Source organism: Saccharothrix sp. 6-C (assembly GCF_016695385.1).
GTDB classification, from domain to species: domain Bacteria; phylum Actinomycetota; class Actinomycetes; order Mycobacteriales; family Pseudonocardiaceae; genus Actinosynnema; species Actinosynnema texasense.
In genome coordinates this window covers 4,500,069-4,524,562 of the sequence record NZ_CP064192.1, presented here as the reverse complement: position 1 = coordinate 4,524,562, position 24,494 = coordinate 4,500,069, and the positions used below count along the sequence as shown (strand labels likewise).

At 73.9% G+C, this 24,494-nt stretch carries 23 protein-coding genes; 14 read left to right on the top strand and 9 right to left on the bottom strand.

Annotated elements, in window-relative coordinates:
• The first annotated feature begins 136 nt into the window (after positions 1-136).
• The 11 genes from IOD16_RS18955 to IOD16_RS18905 all read left to right on the top strand — a co-directional run bounded on the left by IOD16_RS18955 (position 137) and on the right by IOD16_RS18905 (position 14,406).
• Positions 137-1,123 (top strand): LacI family DNA-binding transcriptional regulator, encoded by a 987-nt coding sequence (locus tag IOD16_RS18955; protein WP_236594207.1) that lies wholly within the window; start codon positions 137-139, stop codon positions 1,121-1,123.
• 339 nt (positions 1,124-1,462) lie between these two features.
• The gene (locus IOD16_RS18950) at positions 1,463-6,196 is read left to right on the top strand and encodes an Ig-like domain-containing protein (RefSeq protein WP_201441120.1); all 4,734 of its coding nucleotides are present in this window, start codon (positions 1,463-1,465) and stop codon (positions 6,194-6,196) included.
• A gap of 20 nt (positions 6,197-6,216) precedes the next feature.
• Positions 6,217-6,837, top strand: coding sequence for a hypothetical protein (locus IOD16_RS18945; RefSeq protein WP_201441119.1), 621 nt, complete (start codon positions 6,217-6,219; stop codon positions 6,835-6,837).
• A 64-nt stretch (positions 6,838-6,901) separates the two neighbouring features.
• A complete protein-coding gene (locus IOD16_RS18940; protein ID WP_201441118.1) occupies positions 6,902-7,933 on the top strand; it encodes a hypothetical protein in 1,032 nt (343 codons plus the stop codon).
• A 71-nt stretch (positions 7,934-8,004) separates the two neighbouring features.
• Positions 8,005-9,189, top strand: a complete 1,185-nt coding sequence (locus tag IOD16_RS18935) for an NAD(P)/FAD-dependent oxidoreductase (RefSeq protein WP_236595096.1) — start codon at positions 8,005-8,007, stop codon at positions 9,187-9,189.
• Complete coding sequence (locus IOD16_RS18930; RefSeq protein WP_201441117.1) at positions 9,189-9,446, top strand: 2Fe-2S iron-sulfur cluster-binding protein; 258 nt, start codon at positions 9,189-9,191, stop codon at positions 9,444-9,446. Before IOD16_RS18935 ends, IOD16_RS18930 begins: the two co-directional genes overlap by 1 nt.
• Positions 9,439-10,845 (top strand): FAD/NAD(P)-dependent oxidoreductase, encoded by a 1,407-nt coding sequence (locus IOD16_RS18925; RefSeq protein ID WP_201441116.1) that lies wholly within the window; start codon positions 9,439-9,441, stop codon positions 10,843-10,845. The genes IOD16_RS18930 and IOD16_RS18925 overlap by 8 nt, the downstream gene beginning before the upstream one ends.
• A complete protein-coding gene (locus IOD16_RS18920) occupies positions 10,842-11,774 on the top strand; it encodes a dihydrodipicolinate synthase family protein (protein WP_201441115.1) in 933 nt (310 codons plus the stop codon). Before IOD16_RS18925 ends, IOD16_RS18920 begins: the two co-directional genes overlap by 4 nt.
• A 1-nt stretch (position 11,775) precedes the next feature.
• A complete protein-coding gene (locus IOD16_RS18915; RefSeq protein ID WP_201441114.1) occupies positions 11,776-12,777 on the top strand; it encodes a proline racemase family protein in 1,002 nt (333 codons plus the stop codon).
• 115 nt (positions 12,778-12,892) lie between these two features.
• The gene (locus IOD16_RS18910; RefSeq protein WP_201441113.1) at positions 12,893-13,561 is read left to right on the top strand and encodes a GntR family transcriptional regulator; all 669 of its coding nucleotides are present in this window, start codon (positions 12,893-12,895) and stop codon (positions 13,559-13,561) included.
• Between the two features lie 695 nt (positions 13,562-14,256).
• Entirely contained in the window at positions 14,257-14,406 is a 150-nt protein-coding gene (locus IOD16_RS18905) for a hypothetical protein (RefSeq protein ID WP_201441112.1), read from the top strand.
• 9 nt (positions 14,407-14,415) lie between these two features.
• On the opposite strand, the gene IOD16_RS18900 is transcribed toward IOD16_RS18905, so the two are convergent.
• Together IOD16_RS18900 and IOD16_RS18895 are read right to left on the bottom strand one after the other, a co-directional pair.
• On the bottom strand, positions 14,416-15,369 hold the full coding sequence (locus tag IOD16_RS18900) for a CPBP family intramembrane glutamic endopeptidase (protein ID WP_236595095.1): 954 nt from the start codon (positions 15,367-15,369) through the stop codon (positions 14,416-14,418).
• Positions 15,370-15,448: 79 nt separating this feature from the next.
• A complete protein-coding gene (locus tag IOD16_RS18895) occupies positions 15,449-16,015 on the bottom strand; it encodes a GNAT family N-acetyltransferase (protein WP_236595093.1) in 567 nt (188 codons plus the stop codon).
• Between the two features lie 171 nt (positions 16,016-16,186).
• On the opposite strand from IOD16_RS18895, the gene IOD16_RS18890 reads away from it, so the two are divergent.
• The gene (locus tag IOD16_RS18890; RefSeq protein WP_201441111.1) at positions 16,187-17,200 is read left to right on the top strand and encodes a serine/threonine protein phosphatase; all 1,014 of its coding nucleotides are present in this window, start codon (positions 16,187-16,189) and stop codon (positions 17,198-17,200) included.
• On the opposite strand, the gene IOD16_RS18885 is transcribed toward IOD16_RS18890, so the two are convergent.
• The 3 genes from IOD16_RS18885 to IOD16_RS18875 all read right to left on the bottom strand — a co-directional run bounded on the left by IOD16_RS18885 (position 17,173) and on the right by IOD16_RS18875 (position 19,083).
• Positions 17,173-18,021: a maleylpyruvate isomerase N-terminal domain-containing protein gene (locus IOD16_RS18885; protein ID WP_201441110.1), complete on the bottom strand. Its 849-nt coding sequence runs from the start codon at positions 18,019-18,021 to the stop codon at positions 17,173-17,175. The two genes, IOD16_RS18890 and IOD16_RS18885, sit on opposite strands and share 28 nt — an antisense overlap.
• 78 nt (positions 18,022-18,099) lie before the next feature.
• Complete coding sequence (locus IOD16_RS18880; protein WP_201441109.1) at positions 18,100-18,309, bottom strand: hypothetical protein; 210 nt, start codon at positions 18,307-18,309, stop codon at positions 18,100-18,102.
• Positions 18,310-18,384: 75 nt separating this feature from the next.
• On the bottom strand, positions 18,385-19,083 hold the full coding sequence (locus IOD16_RS18875) for a GAF and ANTAR domain-containing protein (RefSeq protein WP_201441108.1): 699 nt from the start codon (positions 19,081-19,083) through the stop codon (positions 18,385-18,387).
• Positions 19,084-19,333: 250 nt separating this feature from the next.
• On the opposite strand from IOD16_RS18875, the gene IOD16_RS18870 reads away from it, so the two are divergent.
• Together IOD16_RS18870 and IOD16_RS18865 are read left to right on the top strand one after the other, a co-directional pair.
• Positions 19,334-20,335 (top strand): sigma-70 family RNA polymerase sigma factor, encoded by a 1,002-nt coding sequence (locus tag IOD16_RS18870; protein ID WP_236595092.1) that lies wholly within the window; start codon positions 19,334-19,336, stop codon positions 20,333-20,335.
• Between the two features lie 75 nt (positions 20,336-20,410).
• Entirely contained in the window at positions 20,411-20,776 is a 366-nt protein-coding gene (locus IOD16_RS18865) for an STAS domain-containing protein (RefSeq protein WP_123741134.1), read from the top strand.
• Here IOD16_RS18865 and IOD16_RS18860 read toward each other — a convergent pair.
• The 4 genes from IOD16_RS18860 to IOD16_RS18845 form a co-directional block, all read right to left on the bottom strand.
• Positions 20,697-22,106 carry a DJ-1/PfpI family protein gene (locus tag IOD16_RS18860; protein WP_201441107.1) on the bottom strand — a complete coding sequence of 470 codons (1,410 nt, stop codon included), beginning with the start codon at positions 22,104-22,106 and terminating at the stop codon, positions 20,697-20,699. The genes IOD16_RS18865 and IOD16_RS18860 overlap by 80 nt on opposite strands.
• A 6-nt stretch (positions 22,107-22,112) precedes the next feature.
• Positions 22,113-22,529, bottom strand: a complete 417-nt coding sequence (locus IOD16_RS18855; RefSeq protein WP_201441106.1) for a hypothetical protein — start codon at positions 22,527-22,529, stop codon at positions 22,113-22,115.
• Positions 22,530-22,629: 100 nt separating this feature from the next.
• The gene (locus tag IOD16_RS18850; RefSeq protein ID WP_201441105.1) at positions 22,630-23,292 is read right to left on the bottom strand and encodes a response regulator; all 663 of its coding nucleotides are present in this window, start codon (positions 23,290-23,292) and stop codon (positions 22,630-22,632) included.
• Positions 23,289-24,386 carry a sensor histidine kinase gene (locus tag IOD16_RS18845; protein WP_236595091.1) on the bottom strand — a complete coding sequence of 366 codons (1,098 nt, stop codon included), beginning with the start codon at positions 24,384-24,386 and terminating at the stop codon, positions 23,289-23,291. Before IOD16_RS18845 ends, IOD16_RS18850 begins: the two co-directional genes overlap by 4 nt.
• Between the last annotated feature and the right edge of the window lie 108 nt (positions 24,387-24,494).

The following is a 24,494-nucleotide window of genomic DNA, read 5'->3' as shown; positions in this document are numbered from 1 at the left end:
GGGTGCGGCACCGGCGGGCGTGGGCGGTCTCCGCGTTCGGCGGGAGGGTGCGACGCCTTGTGCGTATCCTTCCGAAAGGGGTTTCAGGAAGGGGAGAGCGGTGGCTCGACAGCATGCTGGTGTCACACTCGCGGACGTGGCGCAGCTCGCGGGGGTGTCGCTCGCGACGGCCTCCAAGGCGCTCAACGCCCGCGCCGAGGTGGCCGCGTCGACCCGCGAGCGGGTGCTGAAGGCGGCGGAGGAGCTGTCGTTCCAGCCCAACGTCCTGGCACAGGGGTTGATCTCCGGGCAGACCCGCACGGTCGGCCTGCTGACCGACGAGCTGATGGTCGCCCGGTTCGCCATCCCGGTCCTGCTCGGCGCGGAGAACGCCCTGGGCAGCGAGCAGATGAGCGTGCTGCTCTGCGACGCGCGCGGTGACGCGATCCGGCGCAGGCACTACATCCGGACGCTGATCGCCCGGCGGGTGGACGGTTTCATCGTGCTGGGCGACGGCAACGAGGTCCGGCCCTCGCTGTCCAAGGAGATCCCGGTGCCGGTGGTCTACGTCTACTGCGAGTCCGACGACCCGGACGACGTGTCGATCCTCGCCGACGACGCCGGCGGCGCCCGCCTGGCCGCCGAGCACCTGATCTCGCTGGGCAGGCGCCGGATCGCGCACATCAGCGGCGACGCGTCCTACCGGGCGGCGCAGGACCGGGCGACCGCCTTCGGGCAGGCGCTGGAGGAGGCGGGGTTGCCGCTGGTGGGCGGCCCGCGCTTCGGGCAGTGGTCGCAGCGGTGGGGCAGGCAGGGCGTGGTGAGCCTGCTGGCCGCGCACCCCGACGTGGACGCCGTCTTCTGCGGCAGCGACCAGATCGCCTACGGCGTGACCGAGGCGCTGCGCGAGCTGGGCCGGGACATCCCCGACGACATCGCCGTGGTGGGCTACGACAACTGGGAGGCGTTCGCCGCCGAGAGCCGCCCGGCGCTGACCACGGTGGACGTCAACCTGGAGCGGCTCGGCGCGTCCGCCGTGCGCCACCTCTTCGCCGCGTTGGACGGCAACCCGTCGCGCGGTGTCGTGCGCCAGCCCACCCGCTTGGTCCTGCGCGAGTCGACCGGGGTCGCCCCGCCGCGCTGACCGCGCGCCGTCGACGCCACCCCGGGCGGTTGCGCCCGGGGTGTTCGGCGTGCCCGAGACCCGGCAGGCCGCCGCACCGCACCGAAAACGTCGTCCGCCCGCGCGCCCGTCGCCATCGACGCCCGAGTCGGTGAGCACGCGGATTCGGTTGGTGACAACGGAAATCAAGTGTTGACAGCGCGGAAACGAACAACGAGAATTTCCGAAAACGTTTTCGGTCCCTCGTGGGCGTGCGTGTTCCGATCATCGAAATCCTGCCCCGACCGGCGACGCGCGACCGGTCTCGGCAGGGCTCCTTCGCGGTTTCTCCGTTCCCCACCGATAGGAGAAAGAAGCGTCATGAGACACAGTCGTGTGCGGAGGGCGCCCCTCTGGGCGGCCCTGACCGCACTGGTCGCGGGAGGAGTCGTCGGCGTGCCGTCCACCGCGCACGCCGACGACCACGTCCTCCCGGGCAACGAGGGCGACGTCGGGGTCTACACCGACGGGCGCGACCACGCGATGGAGATCGGCGACCCGGTCTACACCAACCTCGACGAGGTCGAGCGGAAGCTGGCGCCCGGCGTGCCGTTCACGGCGGGCAACCTGCACCAGTCCATCTTCGACAAGGACCTCGCGGCGGGCGGCACCGACTACTACCTCGACCGCGTCCTGGGCGTCAGCGGCACCCTCGGCACCCCGATCCTGATGACCCGCGGCCGCACCCTCCACCTGCGCGGGATCGACAACGCCAACTTCACCACCATGGGCTTCGCGGGCAGCGCGTTCGTCGGCGGGCCCGACAACCTCGGGAACCTCTACACCGTCACGGTGCCGGGCCAGGCCGTCACCGAGGTGAACGCCAACCGGTTCAACGCGCCGAGCCACGCCAGGTCCCGCTACACCGTCGGCGCCACCGGCGTCACCGCGGACCTGACCAAGTTCATCACCTACGACAACGTCGCGGTCACCGCGATCTCCTTCAGCAACCCCGGCGGCGCGCCCGCCACGTTCACCGTCCGCGCGGCCTCGCCCCTGGCCACCCTGCCCGGCACGGGTGCGAACGAGGTCACCGGCGCCCGCACGATCACCAGCGGCTCCAACAACGGCCTGGTGGACACCCCCTGGGACAGCGTCCGGATCGACCTGAGCGCCGCGGGCTTCACCCGCGCCGGGGCCGACCTCGACCGCGAGGTCACCGTCCCGGCGGGCGGCACGGTCTCGGTGTCGGTGGTCGGCGCGGTCTCCTCGGCCACGCTGCCGGAGACCGTCGAGAGGTACCGCGAGTACGCGGCGATGGACCCGGCCACCGCGGTGCGCACCGGCATCACCGACTTCAACCGCCGCTGGGCGCAGGACGTCCCCTACATCGACGTCCCCGACCCCGCCGTGGAGAAGGCGATCGTCTACCGCTGGTGGGGCGAGCGGCACAACGTCCTGGACGCCAACGCGGCCGGGCACGTCTACCAGTACCCGACCACGGTCGAGGGTTCCCACCTCTACCAGAACTCGATCGCGCTGACGCAGCCCATGCACCTCCAGGACACCAAGTGGCTGCGCACGCCGTACCTGCCGTACGGGCAGATCCTCAACATCGGCGAGCTGTCCGGCTCGTCGGCGTTCCTGGACAGCCCGGGCCACACGTCGTGGAACAACCACTACTCGCAGTACCTCGGCACCGCGGGCCTCGAGGCCTACAACGTGCACGGCGGCGGCGCGGAGATCGCCGACCGGTTCGCCCGCTACTTCGAGGGTGACGGCACCGGGCAGCTGGAGCACTACGACGGCAACGACGACGGCCTCATCGCCTACGACTCGAACTACATGCCCGGCAACGACTCCGACGCCATCACCTTCGGCTTCCCCACGGTCGGCGCGGGCGCGCCGGGCGCGCGGACGATCGAGCGGCCCGAGTCGGCGTACGTGTGGGGCGCGTTCGACGCGGCCCGCGAGCTGTACCGGATCGCGGGCGCCGAGCAGGCGAAGGTCGACCGGGTCGGCGCGTCGGCCGACCGGGTCCGCGACGCGATCCTGAACCGCCTGTGGAGCCCGGACACGCGGATGTTCCTCGCGGGCACCTCGCACGGCGCCACCTCGGCGGCGAGCTCCAACGGACGGGCCAACCCGCTGCCGGAGGCGGAGCGGGACCTGATCCCGGCGAAGGAGTCGAACCTCTACGACGTGTACGCCCAGAACCTGATCCCCTTCGACCAGTGGGAGAAGTACGTCGACGGGTTCCGGTTCCTGACCTACGGCGACAACTTCCCGATCTTCCCGTTCTACACCGCCGACCAGTACGACCGCGCGGCCTACGGCATCGGCGGCTCGAACAACTTCTCCAACATCAACTTCACCGTGCAGTACCGCGGTGTGCGGTCGGCGCTGCGCCACTACGACCCCGAGCGGAAGTACGTCGAGCCGGCCTACGCCAAGCGCCTGCTGGACTGGATGGCGTGGAGCATCTACCCGGGCGGTGACGCGCGGGTGGCGAACCAGGCCGAGTACTACTCGAACTGGAACGCGACCACGAAGACCTACAACCGCAACAACCCGTACCACGTGATGCTCGGCAACATGAACTACATCTTCATCGAGGACATGGCGGGCCTGCAGCCGCGGTCCGACGACAAGGTGGAGCTGTCGCCGATCGACCTCGGCCACGACCACTTCATGGTCGACAACCTGCGCTACCACGGGCAGGACGTCACCGTGGTGTGGGACCCGGACGGCACCGAGTACGGGCTGGGCGCGGGCTACAGCCTGTTCCTCAACGGGGAGAAGAAGGTCAGCACCGACCGGATCGGCAAGCTCACCTACGACCCCGGCGCCAACGAGGTCGTCGCCGAGGACGGGCTGACCGTCACCTTCACCGCGTCCACCGGGGCCGAGTTCCCCAGCGCGGTGGACACCGGGATCCAGGACGGCCGGGTCGTCGACTACCTGAAGACGGCGGGCATCGACCTCACCGAGGACGCCCCGAACCTGGCCACCGGCGCCGCGCTGAGCAGCTCCCACACCCAGCAGGGCGCGCGACCCGCTCCCTGGCGGCAGTTCCACACGCCGGGCTGGAGCGCGTCCACGATCAACCACACCCCCGGCGCCACCAAGGAGCTGGAGCGACCGGTCACACTGGCCGCGGTGACCGACGGCAACACCGCCAACGAGCCCTACTGGGGCAACCACGGCGCCACGGAGAAGAACGGCCACGTCGAACTCGACCTCGGGGCGGCGAAGTCCTTCGACAACGTCAAGGTGACCTTCGTCAGCGACCGCCAGGCCGGTGGGTACCGGGAGCCGGCCCGCTGGTGGGTGCAGCTGCCCGACGGCGACGGCGGCTGGCACGAGGTGCCGGACCAGTTCAAGAACCCGGCGCTGCCCTCGGCGAAGTTCAACGAGGCGCTGTTCGACACCGTCACGGCGGGCAAGGTGCGCGTCGCGTTCTCCAACGCGCCGGGGCACTACACCGCCATCTCCGAGATCCAGGTGTTCGACTCGGGCCGGGAGGTGCCGGACGTCGCCAACCAGGCGCCGGTGGTCACCGCGACCCGGGACGCCTCGGCGGACGGCAACCTGTCCACCCGGTTGGTCGGCACGGCTCTCGACGACGGCGTGCCGTACGACAGCGAGCTGACCTACGGCTGGGAGACCGTCGCCAAGCCGGACGGCGCGGGCGTCATCTTCGCCGACGCGGGCGCGCTCGCCACCAGGGTCACCGGCACGGTCGCCGGCGACTACGAGTTCCGGTTCTTCGCCGACGACGGCGTCCAGCGGCGGGAGGCCACCGTCGCGGCGACCCTCGCGGAGAAGGACGTCACCGCCGAGTTCGGCGCCTCCGCGACCGTCACCACCAGCGGGACCGCGTCGTGGGAGAACCACGAGCGGGTCAAGGAGGGCACCACCCCGGCGAGCTCCAGCCCGGGTGCGGGCAACGGCTGGGGCAACTGGGGCCAGACCCGCAACGGCACCAGCCCCGAGCGGGAGGCGTGGATCCAGTACCGGTGGACCTCGCCGGTGCGGCTGTCCTCGACGGACCTCTACTGGTACGACGACAACGGCGGCACCCGCAGGCCGACGGCCACCACCTACGCCATCGAGTCCTCGGACGACGGCGCCACGTGGACCCCGGTCACGTTGACCGACGGCTCCACCTACGCCGGGGGACTGGCCGTCGGCGCCTACAACCGGTTCGCCTTCCAGCCCGTCGCGGCGAGCCACCTGCGCGTGCGCGTCTGGGGCGTCCAGGGCGAAGGCGCGGGCACGGGCGTGCTGCGGTGGCGCGCCAACGGCGAGACCGTCGAGTCGGTGGCGTCGCCGGTGCTCGTCCGCACCACGGTGGGACAGGCGCCGGCGCTGCCCGACGGGCTGGACGGGGTCTACGCGAGCGGCGCCCGCGGCGAGGTGGCGTTCACCTGGCAGCCGATCACCCCGGAGATGGTGGCCGAGCCCAACACCGACCCGTTCACCGTCTACGGCACCAATGACGCCTACGGGCTCATCGCCGAGGCGAAGGTGTACGTGCGGCCCGACATGGGGCCGGGCGGCATCACCGTCCAGAGCGCCCAGTCCTTCGAGCGGACCGTCGCGGTGGGGGAGCTGCCCCACCTGCCGGAGAAGGTCGAGGTCTCGTTCAACGACGGCTCCAGGGACAACCAGGCCGTCGGCGTCCGCTGGGACTTCGACCCGGCCGTCGTGGGCACACCGGGCCGGCACGTGCTCGACGGCGTCCTCGTCCTGCCCGACCACGTGGGCGGGGCCGGCACCTCGCGGACCACGCTGACGCTGGTCGTGGGCGACGGCGGCGCGACCTGGGACGTGCACGTCGAGGCGCGTGCCCAGTGCATCGGCGCCAACGCGTACGTGTCGGTCACCGCCCGCAACGACGACGACGTGCCGCTGACCGTGGAGCTGGTCACGCCGCACGGCACGCGCACCGCGTCCGACGTGGCGCCCGGCAAGTCCGCGTACCAGGCGTTCAACACCCGCCTGACCGCCGTGCCCGCCGGGACGGCGACGGTCACCGCCACCGGTGTCGTCGACGGCCGACCGGTCACCGCGCGGATCACCGCGCAGCACCCCGCCCACACCTGCCGCTGAACCCCCGAGGAGCACCCACGATGAGAAGACCAACCCCGACCCGGCTGCTCGCGGCCTCGGCGCTGGGCGTCGCGCTGTGCGCGGCGGCCGTCCAGCCGGCGGCGGCCGACGACCCGGGCATCGACATCGACGTGGTGATCGAGGACCTGGGCACACCGGGCTCGCTCACGCTGACGGTGGCGGCGAACGACGGCGTGACCCTGACCGAGAACGGCTCGAACGCCTCGGCCCGGCAGTTCACCGGCGTCACACCCACGATCACCGTCACCGACACCCGTGACCCGGCGGACCTCCCGGCGGGCTCGTTCTGGGCGGTGGTAGGCCAGGCCGGCGCGTTCACCCCCGCGGGCGGCGGCACCGGGTTCGGCGCGGAGCACCTGGGTTGGCGCCCGCGCCTGCTCTCCGACACGACCACCGGCTCGGTGGCCGCCGGCGAACCGGTCTCCAGCGTCGTCGCCGACGGCTCCGGCGCGCCGGCGGTCGGCCTGCTCGGCCAGGAGCTGCTGGTGTCGACGGCGAACGCGGCGGACGAGACCGGCTCGTGGGACGTCAACGCGGACCTGGTGCTGCGCACGCCGGTCGACGTGACCGCGGGCCAGTACACCTCGACGCTGACCCTGTCCCTGTTCGACCAGTCCTGAAGTCGGCCCGGTCCGGGACGCGGCTGCCGCGTCCCGGACCCCGGCACTCCTCCCGGAGGACCCGATGCCCACCCTCCGCTGCGTGTTGCTGTGCGTCGCCGTGGTCCTGCCGGCCGTCCCCGTCCTCCCGGCCGCGGCGGGACAACCCCCGACGCCGCCCGGCGCGGGGGAGGTGACCTGGTCGGTCGTCCCCGCCGCGGCGGACGGGCCGGACGGCCGCCGCGTGGTCGACCTCGAAGTGGGGTCCGGTCAGCGGGTCACCGAGCACATCGCGGTCACCAACCACTCGCCCCGGCCCGTGGTCTTCGCCCTCGACGCCAACGACGGCTACCTCACCGGCACGGGCGTCTTCGACATGCGCTCGGCCGAGGTCGTCCCGGTCGACGGGGGCTCCTGGATCACCCTGCCCGACGCCGTGACCGTCGAGGGCGGCGCCACCACCGTCGTCCCCGTCGTGGTCACCGCTCCGGCCACCGCCACGCCGGGTGACCACCCGGCGGGTGTCACCGCGTCGCTGGACACGCTCTCCGGTCAGGTGAAGGTGCGCAACCGGGTCGGGGTGCGCTTCAACATCAGGGTCACCGGCGACGTCACCACCGCCCTCGCCGTCTCCGACGTCCAGGCCACCTACGAGCAGACCTGGAACCCCTTCGCCCCCGGCACGGTGCGCCTGCGGCACGACGTCACCAACCACGGAAACGTCCGCGTCGCCGCCGAGATCGGCGTGACCAGCTCCACTCTCTTCGCCGACACCACGTGGACCGATCGGGGCACCGCCCGCTCCCGCGAGGTCCTCCCCGGCGGGACCCGCCGGTTCGAGACCCGCGACACCAGGGCCTGGCCCTTCGGCCGCGTCACCACCACCGTCACCGTGACCCCCGGCCCCGCCGACGGCCGTCCCGACCTGCCCGACGCGACCCCGGTGACCGTCACCGTCACCACCTGGGCGCTGCCCGTGCCCCAAGCGGCCCTGCTGGCTCTCGCGACGCTGGTGGTCGTCGCCGCCAGGTTCCGGACCCGCACCCGGCGTCGTCGTCTCGAGCAGCTCCTCGCCCGCGCCCGCGAGGAGGGGCGCGCCGAAGCGGCCGACGCCTGAGGGGCATGCGGCACGACGGGCGGAAGATCGGGAAGCTTCCCAAGGTGAGCGCCATGTGACATGGTACTGACGTGTCCGCTTCTCTTCGGGTGGTCGTGGTGGGGGCGGGGATCGTCGGCGCGGCGATCGCCCGGGCGCTGGCCCGCGAGGGCTGCGCGGTCACCGTCGTGGACCGCGGACCCGCCGCCGGCGGCACCTCCGCCGGCGGTGAGGGGAACCTGCTCGTCTCCGACAAGGAGCCCGGCGCGGAACTCCGGCTCGCGCAGCGCTCGCTCGCCTCCTGGCTGCGCATCGAGGACGAGCTGCGCGACGAGCTGCCCGAGGGCTTCCCCGGTCTGGAGCTGGAGCGCAAGGGCGGTCTCGTGGTCGCCACCACCGAGATGGGAGCCGCGGCCCTCGAAGAGTTCGCCGACGCCCAGCGGGCCGCCGGGGTCCGAGCCGAGCCGGTCGACGACGCCCGCGTCCGCGAGCTCGAACCGGACCTCACCCCGCACCGCACCGCCGCCGTGCTCTACCCAGAGGACATGCAGGTGCAGCCCGTCATCGCCACCGAGGCGCTGCTCGCCGCCGCCCGTCGTCACGGCGCCCTGGTGCGCCCGGGCGTCGAGGTCACCGGGCCGGTGCTCGGCCGGGGCGGGCTCGTCGGGGTCGACACCACCGACGGCGTGCTGCTCGCCGACGCGGTCGTGCTCGCGGCCGGCCCCTGGTCCGGCGCGGTCGCCGAGCGCCTCGGGGTCGTGCTGCCGGTCGCGCCCCGGCGGGGCACCGTGCTGGTGACCTCCCGGATGCCCCGGCGGGTCGGGCACAAGGTCTACGACGCCGACTACGTGGGCGCGGTCGGCTCCGGCGCGGCCGACCTGCAGGTCTCCAGCGTGGTCGAGTCGACGGCCGCGGGCACCGTCCTCATCGGCTCCTCCCGCGAGCGGCGCGGGTTCGACGAGCGGATCGAGGTCCGGGTGCTCGCCGCGCTCGCCGCCAAGGCGCTGCTGCTGTTCCCGTTCCTCGCCGACGTCCAGGTCATGCGCGCCTACGGCGGCTTCCGCCCGTTCGTCCCCGACCACCTGCCCGTCATCGGCCCCGACCACCGGCTGCCCGGCCTGTGGCACGCCACCGGTCACGAGGGCGCGGGCATCGGCCTGAGCCTGGCCACCGCGGAGATCCTGCGCGACCAGGTCCTGCACGGCGAAGACCCGTCGGCCGCCGAGTTCCGCCTCGACCGCCCGACCCTGCTCCCGCACCTCGGAAGGGCCGCCTGATGACGCGGGTCCGCATCGAGGTCGACGGGAGCCCGGTCGAGGGCCTGGCGGGGCAGAGCATCGCCGCGCTCCTGCTCGCCACCGGCCGCACCTCCTGGCGGCGCACCCGCACGGGCCGCCCGCGCGGGGTGTTCTGCGGCATCGGCACCTGCTTCGACTGCGTCGTCACCGTCAACGGCCTGCGCGACGTGCGGGCCTGCCGACGTCGTGCCGCCGACGGCGACCTCGTCGAGCTCCAGGAAGACGACCGTGCCTGACGTCCTGGTGGTCGGCGGCGGACCCGCCGGGATGGCCGCCGCGCTCGCCGCCCGCCGGCACGGCGCGGAGCACGTCGTCCTGCTCGAAGCGGGCGACGACGTCGGCGGCCAGTACTGGCGGCACCCGCCCGCCCGGCGCGTCGACCCCGACGAGGGGAAGTGGCACCACGGCTGGCAGCGCTTCCTCGACCTGCGGAGCGCCCTGCGGCGCGACCCCCGGTGCGAGGTCGTCACGAACGCCCACGTCTGGTCCGTCGACCGCCGCGACGGCGCGCCCCCGCTCGTGCACGCCCTCATCGGCGAGGTCGACGGCCAGGCCCGCGTGCCGCGCACCTTCGACCCCGCCGCGTTGGTCCTCGCCACCGGCGCGCAGGAGCGGACCCTGCCGTTCCCCGGCTGGGACCTGCCCGGCGTCGTCACCGCGGGCGCCGCGCAGGCGCTGGCCAAGGGCGACCGGGTGGCCGTGGGCCGACGCGTGCTCGTCACGGGCTCCGGCCCGTTCCTGCTGCCCGTCGTGTCGAGCCTGGTCCGCATCGGCGCGCGCGTCGTCGGCGTGGTCGAGGCAGCCGGCGCCGCGCGGCTCGCCAGGGGCTGGGGCGCCAAGCCGTGGCGACTGGCCGCCACCGGCGGCAAGGCCGCCGAGCTGGCGGGCTACCTGCGGGTCCTCGCCGCCCACCGCATCCCCTACCGGGTGGGCGCGGCCGTCGTCGCCGCGCACGGCGACGACCGCGTCGAGGCCGTCACCGTCGCCCGGCTGACCCCCGACTGGTCACCGGTCCCCGGCACGCAGCGGCGCGTCGAAGTCGACGCGGTCTGCGTCGGCCACGGCTTCGTCCCACGCGCCGAGCTGGCCATCTCGGCCGGCTGCGCGCTCGGCGAGGACGGCGCCGTCGAGGTCGACGACCGGCAGCGCACCTCCGTGCCCGGCGTCTTCACGGCGGGTGAGCTGACCGGCATCGGCGGCGTCGACCTGGCGCTCGCCGAGGGCCTGGTCGCCGGGGCCGCGGCCGCCGGGGGAGAACCCGCGCCCGCCGCCCTGCGCCGTCGCGCGGTCTTCCGCGAGTTCGCCACCCGGCTCGCCGCCGCCCACGCCGTCGGGTCGGGCGGGCGGTCCTGGGCGGACGACGCCACCGTGGTCTGCCGCTGCGAGGACGTCACCGCCGGAGCCCTGCGCCGAGCCGCCGAGCTGACCGGTTCGAAGGGCCTGCGCCCGCTCAAGCTGACCACCCGCGCGGGGCTCGGCCTGTGCCAGGGCCGCACCTGCGGCCCGGCCGTCGAGGACCTGCTCACCGGCGTGCTCGACCCCGGCCGCACCGCCCACCGCCCCATCGCCGTACCGGTGCGCCTCGGTGAGCTCGCCGACCACGACCGCACCGGCAACCGAGAGGACGTCCCGTGAGTTCCGCACCGGCTCCCCTGCGCGGGGTCATCGTCGCCACCGCCCTGCCGTTCAAGGAGAACCCGTCGGCGCCAGCCGGTCTGGAGGTCGACTTCGACCGCTTCGCCGAGCACTGCGACTGGCTGATGGACAACGGCTGCCACGGCGTCGGCCCCAACGGCTCGCTCGGCGAGTACTCCTCCCTGACCGACGCCGAGCGCCGCCAGGTGGTGCGGGTCGCCGTCGACGCGGTGGGCGACCGCGGCGTCGTCGTGGCGGGCGTGCACGGCCCCGGCTGGCACCAGGCCAGGCACTGGGCGGAGCTGGCCGCCGAGGACGGCGCCCACGGCGTGCTCGCCCTGCCTCCCACCATGTACCGGGCGAGCCGCGCGCAGGTGGTCGAGCACTACACCAAGATCGACGAGGTCGGCCTGCCGATCATGGTCTACAACAACCCGGTCGACACCAAGGTCGACCTGGTGCCCGACCTGGTCGCCGAGATCGCGGCGCTGCCCAACGTGGCCGCCGTCAAGGAGTTCAGCGGCGACGTGCGCCGGCTCTTCGCGATCGCCGAGCTGTGCGACATCGACGTGGTCGTGGGCGCCGACGACGTGCTCTTCGAGCTGATGGCCGACGGCGCCGTCGGCTGGTTCGCGGGCTTCCCCAACGCCCTGCCCGCCGACTGCGTGGCCCTCTACGAGCACCTGCGCGCGGGCCGCCTCACCGAGGCCAGGGAGTTGTACAAGCACCTCGTCGCGCTGTTCCGCTGGGACTCGCGCACCGAGTTCGTGCAGGCCGTCAAGCTCGGCATGGACGAGGTCGGCCGCTACGGCGGACCGTGCCGCCCGCCACGCGGCCCGCTCACCGCGGAGCAGGTCGGACTGGTGCGCGCGGACGTGCGCCGGGCCGTCGCCGGGGTCGAGGCGCTGCGTGCGGTCGAGGTGGCCTGAGGTGCGCGCGTCGAGGGTGTTCTCCGCGGTCGACTCGCACACCGAGGGGATGCCGACCCGGGTGGTGACCGGCGGCTTCGGGGTGATCCCCGGCGCCACCATGAACGAGCGGCGGCTGCACTTCGTCGAGCACCTCGACCACCTGAGGCGCCTGCTGGTCAACGAACCGCGCGGCCACTCGGCGATGAGCGGCGCGATCCTGCAGCCGCCCACGCGCCCCGACGCGGACTTCGGCGTGCTCTACATCGAGGTCTCCGGCTGCCTGCCCATGTGCGGGCACGGCACCATCGGCGTCGCCACGGTCCTGGTCGAGACCGGCATGGTCGAGGTGACCGAGCCGGTGACCACGATCCGGCTGGACACCCCGGCCGGGCTGGTGGTGGCCGAGGTGGCGGTCCGCGACGGGCACGCCGACAGCGTGACCCTGCGCAACGTCCCGTCGTACTGCGACCGGCTGGACGAGGTCGTCGACGTGCCGGGGCTGGGCGCGGTCCGCTACAGCCTGGCGTTCGGCGGCAACTTCTACGCGATGGTCGACCTCCCCGAGGTGGGGCTGCCGTTCGACCGGGCCCGCAAGGGCGAGATCCTCGCCGCCGGACTGGCGATCATGGCGGCCGTCAACGCCTCCGCGCCGCCGAGCCACCCGGAGATCGAGGGCGTCGACCACTGCCACCACGTCGAGTTCATCGCGCCCGGCTCGGACGCGCGGCACTCGCGGCACGCGATGGCCATCCACCCCGGCTGGTTCGACCGCTCGCCGTGCGGGACGGGCACGTCCGCGCGGATGGCCGAGCTGCACGCGCGCGGCGAGCTGCCGCTGGAGCAGGACTTCGTCAACGAGTCCTTCATCGGCAGCCGGTTCACCGGCTGCCTGGTGGGGGAGACGACCGTCGGCGGGCGGCCCGCCGTGGTGCCGACCGTCACCGGGCGCGCCTGGGTCACCGGGGTCGGGCAGTACCTGCTCGACCCGACCGACCCGTACCCGGCGGGTTTCGAGTTCTGATCCGGGCGCGCGGGCGCGGGGTGCGATGCTCGTCAGCCTCCTACCGGTAAAGTCGGCATCGTGTGACATTGCAGTGCCAGGCTCACACGCCCGACGACTGCGGGAGGCCGTACCGGTGAGTCCGTCAACCATCAGCCCGGTGGCCGCGGGCGCGAGCCTGCGCGGCACGGTGGAGGACGCGGTCGCCGCGGCCATCGTCTCCGGCGAGCTGGCGCCGGGGACCCTGGTCACCGCGCCGACCCTGGCCGCCCGCTTCGGGGTGTCCGCCACCCCGGTCCGCGAGGCCATGCTCACCCTGCAGAAGCGCGGGTTCGTCGACGTCGTGCGCAACAAGGGCTTCCGCATCACCGACGTCAGCGAGCAGGACCTCTGGGAGATCGTGCGGCTGCGCCAGCAGCTGGAGGCGCCGCCGATGCGCGAGATCGCCAGGACGACGCAGCCCTCGACGGTGGCCGAGCTGCGGCTCAAGGCCCAGGCCATCGTGGACGCCGCCGCCGCGGCCGACCTGGCCACCTACCTCGCCGCCGACCTGGACTTCCACCTGCGGCTGCTGGAGCTGCACGGCAACCGCAGGCTCGTCGCCATCGTGAAGGACCTGCGCCAGCAGACCCGCATGGTCGGGTTGGCCGGCATGGTCGGCACGACCGAGCTGGCCAGGTCCGCGGCCGAGCACCACAGCCTGGTCGACCTGCTGGAGGCGAGGGACGGGCGGGGCGCGGAAGCGCTGCTGACCGACCACATCGGCCACGTGCTCGGCTGGTGGAGCGGCAACTCCGAGGACTGAGACCGGGCACGTCCACCGGGCCCGCCGGCCTCACGGCGGGCCCGTCGTGCTGTCCGGAGCTCCGTCGCCACCGCGGGCGGCATATCGCTTCGATACCAGGAATGAGGTGTGACATACTACTGTCGCCTCAGGTTATCGCGGTCACTGCTCGATCGCCCTGCGTGACCGGCCGGCTCGCCTGGCGACGACAGCCCGGGCTTCCTGGCCCGCATCGGGCAGGGCTGGGCCGACCGCGAGGTCCCGGCCCGGTCGACGCCGCCACCGAGCACCGCGCCCGGCTCAGCGCCGAGCTGTCGCAGCACACGATCGTCCCGGCCGAGGGCCACGCCCCGCAACGGCGGCGCGAACTACGCGTTCCGCGCCGACAGCGACTTCGTCCACCTGACCCCGCCGGCCCGTCCCGGCGAGCGCGACTTCCACGCCAGTGCCGCCCACGGCGAGCTGTGGGTCGGCCGGTCGGCCGGGATCGCCGCCTGGTCGACCGCGCTGGACCTGCCCGTGCGGCCCGCGGCCGACTACGACGACCGGGCCGCCGGCGACCCGGAACGGCTGCTCGCCGTGCTCTCCGATCCTGCACCGGGTCCGCTGCGACGGGCCGGTGCGGCCCGGCGACGCGCTGCTGCTGGACATGGGCGTGGAGACCCGCTCCCTCCACCCGGCCGACGTCACCCGCACCACCCCGGTCGGCGCTCGCCTTGGAGGGCCAGGAGCACCGCCGCTACCTGGTGTGCGGCATCGGCGTGCGCCTGGAGGACGACCTGCTGGTCACCGCCATGGGCAACGAGGTCCTGTCGGGCGCGCTGCCGATCGACGCCGCGGGCGTCGAGGCGTGGGCCGCCCGGTGACGCGCCCCGTCACGGCAGGGCGCCGGTGGTGGCCAGGAGCAGGGCGACGGCGGGCAGGAAGTTGTTGACCTGGTGGGCGACGACGCTCGCCAGCAGGTTGCCGGTGAACAGCCGGGCCAGGCCGATCGGGATGGAGAGCACCAGCAGCAGCGGGGTGCGCAGCAGCTCCAGGTGGGCGATCGAGAACACGAGGCTGGTCGCCGCGAACACGACCCAGCGGTTCCAGCCCAGGTGTTCGAACGCGCGCCACAGCACACCCCGGAACAGCACCTCCTCGGCGAGCGGCGCGATCAGCCACACCGCCAGGAACACGACCACGGCCGCCGCCGGCGCCAGTTGACGTCCGGCGAACGCGTCACCGACCGCCGAGCTGGCCTGGTCCTCACCGACCCACGCGGCCCACACGGCGGCCGCGGGGAGCGTGAGCGCCAAACCGCCCAGACCGAGCGCCAAGCCGATGGCGATCTCCTTGACGTTCCACCGGACCGCCAACTCGCGCGCCGCGCGCCCGAGCCTGGGCCCACCGCCGAACCAGGCCGTGCCGACCACCGCCACGACCGCGGCCAACGAGGTGGGCACGACGAGCAGCGCCAGCAGCCGCCCGTCTTCGAGCAGCCCCACGTCCGCCGAGCCGTAGGCCAGCAGCACGAGCACGGACACCAGCAGCATCGTCATCTGCCCGGCGAGGAACACGCCGACCAACGACAGCCCCGCTCGGACTTCCCGGGCGGGAACGGGGGAGTGAGGCGGCGCGACCGGCTGCTGCGCGACCGGCGGGAACTCGCCCGGCTGGTGCGCGCCCGGCTGGAACCCGCCCGGCTGGGCCCCGGGCGGCGGGGGTGCGGCCAGTGGCGGGGTGGTCGGTCCGGAGTCGGGCCGCTGGGGTGAGGAGGAGGGTGACCCGGCCGGGTGGGGCGCGGTCACGGGGTGGTGGGGGTCCGGCCCGGTCTGGTCATCGCTCACAACCGTGGATAACCCGCGACGCGGGTCCGGTCAACTCGAGCGCCGCGGTCGTGCGGTGATCGAGACCCAACGACCGGGGTCAGGTGGCGTTCCGGTGGCCCTGGGCGGGTCGCCACCGCCAGCGCTGCTCGCCGTCGTCGCGGAACTCGCCGGTGGCGCGCATCCCGATGCGCCGCGCGACCGCCTCGCTCGCCGGGTGGTCGGGCGCGATGTGGGCGTGCACGTCCCGCGCACCGCCGTCGACCAGCCACCCCACCACGGCCGCGGCGGCCTCGGTGGCGTAGCCGTGACCCTGGAACGGCACCCCGATCACCCACGCCACCTCGGCGGCCAGCCCGTTCACGCCGGTCGTGGTGGTCGCCTGCACGGTGCCGACCGCGACGCCGTCCTCGTCCCGCAGCACGACCCAGTTCAGCCAGCCCTCACCGCCGTCGTCGGACGTGGGCCGCTCCCAGCGCGAGTACCGCGACACCAGCTCGGCGGCACTGGGCGGCGCGCCCCCGATGATCGCGTAGAGCGCGGGATCGCCCAGCACCGCCGCCATTTCCTCGGCGTGCGCGACTCGCACGGGCTCCACCCGCAGCCGCGCCGTCCGCACCACGGCTTCCCGCGGCCACGGCGCCGGCACCACCGGTGACCGGCCCACGCCTACCACGGGCACCGCCGGCCGGCCCGGCGCGCGGTGACGGATACGCCCATCTGTCGCCCCCTCGAACGTCACGTGCACAGTAACCAGTCGGCGGCCGGTACTGACCGGGATTTCGCCGGCCGGCCCGTCGGCGGCCACGTGGCCGGCCGGTTGCGGGACGATCGGGACGTGACCACCACCCGCCACGAGCGACTGTCGACCGGCCTGTCCTCACTCGGCGACCGGGACCTCGCGGCCCTCGTCGGCACGCACGGGACCGCCGGCCTCGGCGGCGGCGCCGCGGTGGTCGACGTCGACGGCACGCCGGTGTTCGTCAAACGCGTCCCGCTGACCGATCGGGAACTCGCCCGGCCGCACTCCACCGCGAACCTGTTCGACCTGCCGGTGAGCTGCCAGTACGGCATCGGCGGGCCGTCGTTCAGCGCCTGGCGCGAGCTGACCGCGAACCGGGTCGTGACCGAAGCGGTGCGGGCCGGCGGCACGGCGGCGTTCCCGCTGCTGCACCACTGGCGGGTGCTGCCCGGCCGCGCGCCCGTCCCCGCCGAGCACGCCGACGTGGACGAGGTCGTGGCGAAGATGGGCGGTCACCCGGCCGTGCGCGCCCGCCTCGACGCGCTGGCCGCCGCGTCGCACAGCCTCGTGCTGTTCTCCGAGTACGTCCCGCACCCGGTGGAAGGCTGGTTGAGCGAGGACCCCGCGAGCAAGGCGGAGGAGGTCGAGCGGCAGTTCGCGCGGATCGTGGCGTTCCTGCGCGACCGGGAGCTGCTGCACATGGACGCGCACCCGGACAACATGCGCACCGACGGCGAGCGGATCCACCTGACGGACTTCGGGCTCGTCACGTCGCCGCGGTTCGAGCTGTCGGCCGCCGAACGGGAGTTCGTCCGGCGCAACGCCCGCCACGACGCCGACTACGCCGCCATGCGGCTGGTGAACTGGCTGGTGACCGACGTGTGCGGGGTGGGGGTGCCGCCCGGTGGCGTCCCCACCGCCCGCAACGACTACGTCCGGCGCTGCGCCGCTGGCGACATCCCGGGCGACGTGCCGCCCGCCGTGGCCGGGGTCCTGGCCCGGCACGCGCCCGCCGCCGCGAGGCTCAACGGCTTCTACTGGCGCTTGTTCGACGGCGACGTCCACGCCGAGTACCCCGAGGCTCACGGCGAGCGCATCCCGCGCAGGTAGCCGACGGCGGCCCAGGGGCGGCGGCCGAAGGCGAACACCTTCCCGGTCACGACGGCGCGCGCCAGGCGGGTGCGGCGGAAGATCGTGAGCATCATCGTGGCCGGGTCGAACGTGACCCGGGCGTCGATCCTCCGGCCGTCCGCCGGTTCGACCCGCAGCCGGCCGTTCTCGCTGGTCAGCACGACCGGCGTGGTGTGCTTCGAGCGGAACTCGAGGGTGACGCGGCCCGGGTCGCCGCCGCCTTGGAGCAGCCGGCCCGACTGGCCGCCGAGCATGGGCATGAGGAACAGGTCGAACGTCAGCGCGGCCTCGTGGGCGGAGATGGGCCACGGCACGTCCAGGGCTCGGGCGATGTCCAGGCCGTGGATCAGGATCTCGTTGAGCTGGTGCGCCACGTGCGCGGCGGCGGGGAGCCGGGCGCTGCCGAGCCAGGGCCGCAGCTCGCGCGGGTCCACGCTCTTCGCCCTGGTCAGCAGCAGGTCGACTTCTTCGAGCAGGGTGTTCGCCACCACGTCCAGCGCCCGCTCGGGGAAGTGCTCCAGGGTCAGGGCGTTGAGCCGGGCGAACCCGCCGAGTCCCGCTTCCTGCCAGCCCCGGTCCAGGTCGGGCGCGTCGAGCGGCGACAGGTCGCCGCCGATCAGGCCCGCGTTGAGCCGGGCGACGGTGGCGACGTGCGCGGCGGTCTGGGCCACCGACCAGTCGCCGATCGCGGGCCGGTCGGGCGCCCGGCAGGCCAGGAGCATCCGGCTGAACCGCTCGGCGGCGGCGTCGAGGGCGTCACGCGCGTCCTGCCAACGCCGGTCGGTGATGTCCAGCTCCACGAGTCGCCTCCCGTGCCGTCGACGTCACTGCACCGAACGTAGTGAGCCTGCCCGGCGTCGAACTACCGCCGTCGTGCTCTACTCCGGCGACCCGGACCGATCCAGCACCCGGCGCACCCCGACCTCGGGCGGCTCGGCCGCGGAATCCGCCACCAGGTGCGGTTCGGCCACTCCCGACGGCCGCGCGCCACGCTCTTCGACCGCGCGCACCCAGCCGGGCGCCACGTGCTCCGGCCGCACGACCACGTCACCGAGCCGTTCGGCCTCCCGCGACGACGCGGCCGCCACCACCCCGCGTGGTCCCGTCGAGGTCCGTGGGCAGGCGCTCGGCCGAGGGGTGCGCCGGCGGGTCGGCCGCAGGGCTCACCGGGACGGCAGTTCGCCCGTCCGGGTGAGGTGCTCGGCGAGGGCGCGCAACTTCACGTTGTTCTGCTGGCTGGTGCGCACGAGCACCGAGAACGCCTGGTCGGCGGTGAGCCGGTGGCGTTCCATGAGGATGCCCTTGGCCTGCCCGATCAGGTCGCGCGTCTGCACCGCGTCGGCCATGTGCTCGCGCTCCTGGGCGGTGGCCAGCGCCACGGCGGCGTGGCCCGCGAACAGCAGGCCCACGTGCTCGGAGTCCTCGTCGAACGCCCGCGTGTCCGGTGAGTACAGGTTGAGCGCCCCGAGGTCGTCACCCTCCACGTACAGCCGGAACGACAGCATGCTGGCCACGTCCAGTGCCAGCGCCCGCTTGGCGAACAGCGGCCACCGCGCCTCCTCGGACAGGTCGGGCGCGCTGACGATCTTCTGCTGGTAGAGCGCGGTCAGGCACGGTCCCTGGCCGGTGTCGTACTGCACCTGGTCCACCTCGCGCGGCACGTCGTCGGTCGTCGCGACGGTCCGGATCTCGCGCTTGCCCGTGATGGTCATGATCCCGGCGTGCCAGGCGCCGGGGATGGTGCCCACGGCCGCGCGCACGATCTCGTCCAACGTGGCCTGGGCGCTGTCCAGCCGGTGCAGCGTGCGCGCGACCTCGTTCAGCCTGGCGGCCAGGTCCTCGCTGGTCGAGTGCTCGGCCACACCAGCCACCTCCGTCGAGTGATCGTGGACGCACTATGGCACTCCGGGTGTGCCCAGTCACGTCGACGCCCACACCGCCGCCTCCCCTGGAATACGAGCCAGAACCGTTCCGTTGAAGCGGGTGTCGGCCCTGCCCGAGGTGCGCGGGGCGAAGTCGTCCGAAGCCCGTCATCTCGGCGGACGACCACGAAATCCCCAGTTGAGCCCGTACGCCACCCCCGCGCGGGTGCGATCCGGCAAGGAGACGACCATGTCGTTGACGGTGGAGATGCCCCGACAGACCCGCTCGACCCGCGAGCCCCGCCTGGACCGCTCGGCCGCGACCGGGCGCGAGGCCGACCTGGTCGGCCGCTACCTGCGCGAACTCACCTCCACGCCGCTGCTCACGGCCGACGAGGAGGTCGTGCTGGCCAAGCGCATCGAGGCCGGCGTGTACGCGGCCGAACTGCTGCGCGGGTCCGAGGAGGGCGACGGCCCGCCCCTGGACGCGGAGCGCCACCGAGCGCTGCGCACCGTGGCCGAGCAGGGCGGGCGCGCCAAGGACCACATGATCCGGGCGAACCTGCGGCTGGTGGTGTCGGTGGCCAAGAAGCACTCGTTCCGCGGCCTGCCGATGCTCGACGTGGTGCAGGAGGGCAACCTGGGCCTGATCCGCGCGGTGGAGAAGTGGGACTACGCCAAGGGCTTCAAGTTCTCCACGTACGCGGTCTGGTGGGTCCGCCAGGCCATCGAACGCGGCCTGGCCGAGCAGACCCGCACGATCCGGCTGCCGATGCACGTGCACGAGGAGGTGGGCAAGCTGCGCAAGACCGAGCAGCGGCTGCGGTCGGAGACCGACCGCGAGCCCACCGCCGACGAGATCGCGGACGCGGCCAAGGTGCCGGTGGCCAGGGTCGTCGAGCTGATGGCCGCCAGCCGGGCCGCGCTGAGCCTGGAGACGCCGATCGGTGACGACGGCGGCGTGTCCGTGGCCGACCTGATCGAGGACGTCGAGGCCGTGGACGCCCACCAGGCGGTCGAGCAGCAGGAGCTGTCCGACGGGCTGCGCGCCCTGGTGGGCACGCTGCCCGAGCGGCAGGCCCGCATCCTCACCCAGCGCTACGGCCTGTCCGACGGGCGGGCCCGCAGCCTCCAGGAGCTGTCCGAGGAGCTGGGCCTCACCCGCGAGCGCGTCCGGCAGCTGGAGAAGGAGTCCATCCGGATGCTGCGCGACCCTGAGCGCAACCGGAACCTGCTCACCCTGGCGGGGTGAGCCGCCCCCGGCCAGCTTTTGCGGCCCGCGCCCGGTGGTAGCAGTGTCGGGGGTCCCGACCCCGAGGAGCCAGCCATGACCGAGCCCGCCCACCACCTGACCACCACCGAACTGGACCGCGGCATCCTGCTGGTGAGCGTGTCCGGCGCGCTCGACGCCGCCACGCACCAGCCGGTCGTCGGCCAGCTGGACGCCGTGTTCGAGGCACGCCCGCCCGGGGTGGTGCTCGACCTGGCCGCGGTCGAGTTCATGGGCTCGGTCGGCATCGCGATGCTGGTCAACAGCCAGCACCGGGCGAACCGGCTGCGCATCCCGTTCGCCGTGGTGGCGAACACCCGGGCGGTGCTGCGGCCGTTGCAGATCAGCCAGGTGGACGGGGCGCTGCCGCTGCACGCGTCCGTGGACGAGGCGGTGGCGGCGCTGCGGCTGGTGTCGACCTGACCGATCGGCGCCCGCGCGCCGCCCGGATCAGGCCCAGGGCCGCGAGGACACCCAGGAAGGCCAGCCCGAACGGCCGCAGCGTCCTGGTCCAGGGCCAGGCCGACCCGCTGAGCGAGAGGTGGTCGGTCGGGTACTCCAGCACCCTCGCCGTCCACGTCGCCGTGGCCACGTCGGTGGTGCGCGCGAGGTCGCGCAGCACGCCGTCGAACGGGAAACCGCCCTCCCGGTGCAGGTAGACCGGGTCCGCCTCGGCGTAGCGGTCGGCCGCCCGGCGTCGCGCGGCCCCCGCGCCCGGCACCACCAGCCGATCCAGCCCGCCGGCGGCGACCGGGTCCGCCCTCGGCGCGAACGTCAGCCCGTGCCGCGACCGCACCGGCTCGACCCCGGGCGCGACGGCCACCGTGCGGACCGCCAACGACTGGCCGTACGCGTCGAAGGCCGACGCCAGCTCGATCTCGCCGACGCCGTCGGTGAGCAGCACGCCGACCCGGTCGCGGTCCCAGCCGAACGCGCTGTTGAACGCCACGACCGCGTCCGCCGGCCGCACCCCCGCCCGCGGCATCGAGGCCGCCTCGCCCCGGCGGTAGTGCCGCCAGCCGGTCACCTCCGCCGCCTGGGCCGCCGCCTCCGGCCCGACCAGCCGTTCGACCACGCGCAGCGTGCCGTCGACACCGGACAGGATGCCCGCCGTGGTGATCACGTCGCCGTCGTCCACGTACCGCGTGCCGCGGACCCAGCCGACGGCCGGGTAGTCGTCCTCGAACGAGTCCAGGCGCAGCCGGTGCGCGGTGGCGTCACGGCCGTCGAGCAGACCCGCCGAGGCGAGCACCCCCGACCCGTTGCACACGCCGAGCAGCAGCGCGCCGCCGGCCGCCTGCCCGGCGAGCCAGTCCGTGACCGGCTTCGACGTGCTCTCACCGACGTCGGGCATGGCGGGCACGACCACCACGTCCGGGGCCGCGCCCCCGAGCAGGTCGGCCAGCCCGGCGAAGGTCAGGTCGGGCACCAGGTCGAGACCGCCGGTGAGCGGCGCCGGGCGGGCGGACGGCGCGACCGCGTAGACGTTGAACGCGCCGGTCGTGGCCAGGACCTCGTAAGGGGCGAGCGTGTCGGACACGACGGCGCCGCGGTCACCCACCACGACGACGGCGGTCGGCTTGGCGGGGTCGTGCGCCACCCGGGCGGGTGGCGGCGCGGCGCCGTCCGCCCGCGGGGCGTTCAGGTCGCCGAACGCGGCGCGGAGGGTCGGCGCGCCGAGAGCGGCGGGCAGGGCGAGGGCGGCGAGCAGGACCACCAGAGCGGCGCCCGCGATCCGGGAGACGGCGCGCATGGCCGTTCAGCACCCGTACTCGTGGCGGCGGCGCAGCATCGCGACCAGCATCGCCGGGACCATCAGCACGTGCCCGGCCGTCATCAGCGCCGACCCGGACAGGGCGTCGGCCCAGTGGAACGGCAGCAGCACGACGAACGGCACGTACATCGCGGCGGACATCTCGGCGATGCCCGCCCAGCCGTGCCGGCGGACCCGCATCCAGAGCGCCATGCCCAGCGCCATGTTCGTCGCCATGACCAGCACGTGCGCGGTCACGTCGTCGGCCAGGCCCGGCCAGGCGAACGACCAGACGGGCTCCAGCGCCACCATGCCCACCACCATGGCGACGGCCATCTCCAGCGCGTGCCGGGCGAAGCGCAGGACGGCGCCCGTCCGCCCGGACCCGCGGCTCGTGGTGGTGATCGGCTCTTCCTGGCTCATGACGGCTCCTCCGTTGCGATCGGCTGTGCGCAACGGAGATCCTGGGCGGTGAGGGGGAGCGGGGTCAGGTGCCGAAGGTCATGCGCGAGGTCACATGACCTCAGCAGAGCCCGAGCTCGCGGGCCCGCAGCGCGGCCTGCGTGCGGTCGCGCACCTGGAGCTTGGCCAGCACGCCGGTGACGAGGTTCTTCACCGTGCCCTCGGCGAGGAACAGGGCGCGGGCGATCTCGCGGTTGCTGCGTCCCTCGGCGAGCAGCCGCACGACGTCCAGCTCGCGGTCCGACAGCGGCACGGGCGGCCGACTGGGCGGCGCGGCCTCCTGCGGCAGCCGGGCCACCCTCGCCACGAGCTTCGCCGCCACGGACGGTTGCAGCACCGACTCGCCGCGCCGCGCCGCGACCAGCGCCTCGACCAGCCGGGCCGACGAGACGTCCTTGAGCAGGTAGCCCAGCGCTCCGGCGCGCAACGCCGCGAACACGTCGGCGTCGTCGTCGAACGTGGTCAGCGCCAGCACCCGCACCCCGGGCTGCTCGACCCGCAGCCGGTCCGTGGCCGCGATGCCGTCCAGCACCGGCATCCGCAGGTCCATCAGCACCACGTCGGGCCGCAGCTCGGCGCACAGCCGCACGGCCCGCTCGCCGTCACCGGCCTCGCCGACCACCTCGATCTCCGGCTGCACCTCCAGCAACGTCGCCAACGCCTCCCGGAACAGGGCCTGGTCGTCCACGATCAGGACGCGGACCGGCGGCTCGGGCGCGGTCACGCCGGCACCTCGACGGTCAGCGCCACGCCACCCCCGCCGGCCGAGCCGACCGACACCCGGCCGCCGAGCCCGGCCACCCGCTCCTCGATCCCGACCAGCCCGAACCCGTCACCCGGCCGGTCGGCCATCCCCCGACCGTCGTCGCGCACCTCCAAGCGGACCAGGTCGACGCGCTCGTAGTCGAGCACGACGGTCGCGGCGGTCGCGTCGGCGTGCTTGCGGACGTTGGTCAACCCCTCCTGCGCGGCCCGGAACAACGACTCCTCGACCTCCGCGCGGGTGGCGCGGGCCGCGCCGCGCACCTCGAACCCGGTCGGCACGCCCGCCTCGCCGGCCTCGGACGCCAACGCGCGCAAGGCGTCCACCAGCGACCCGGACCGGGGTTCGCGCAGCGCGGCGACCGAGCGGCGCACCTCGGCCAGCGCCTGCTTGGACTGGTCCTGCGCCTTGGCGAGCATCGCGTCCAGCCGCTCGGGCTCGGCGGTGCCGATCACCGCGCGGGCGGCTTGGAGCAGCATCTGCACGACGGTCAGGTGGTGGCCGAGCCCGTCGTGGATGTCGCGGGCGACCCGGTTGCGCTCCTGCGTGGTCGCGAGCTGCTCGGCCTGGGCGGCGTACCCGCGCAACCGCTCGTTGGCCACCGCGAGCTCCGCGCGGGCGCGTTGCTCGCGCACCAGCAACTCCGTGATGACGACCGTGAACGCGGTGACGGCCAAGGTGCCCAGCCCTTCCCGCAGCCCGTCGGGCCACGCCATCTCCACGTGGACCAGCGGGATGACCGCGGCCACCGCGGCGGCGGCCGGCAGCGGCAGCAGCAGCACGCTCTGCGCGACCAGCACCACCAGCAGCAGCACCGACCCGACCGCCGCGCCGGACAGCACGAACAGCACGAACCCCATCGGCAGCTGCACGAGGACGTACGCCGCGGCGAACGCTCGGCCGCGCCGTTGCGCGAACGGGAAGCCGAAGATCGCCAGCGCGCCGTAGGCCAGGCCGACGAGCAGCGTCGGCACGAGCGACTGCTCGAAGGTCTTCGACCCGAGCGGCAGCGTCACGTACGCGAGCACGGTCAGGACGCTCAGCGCCTTCTGCACGTCGTCACTGTGCGGGACCCGCGACGCCATGGTCAACTCGGTTCGGGACCAGGTGGTTTCACCGCTCGTCCGGTCGGGGTACTCCGTCCGGGCGTCAAACAGTCGGCG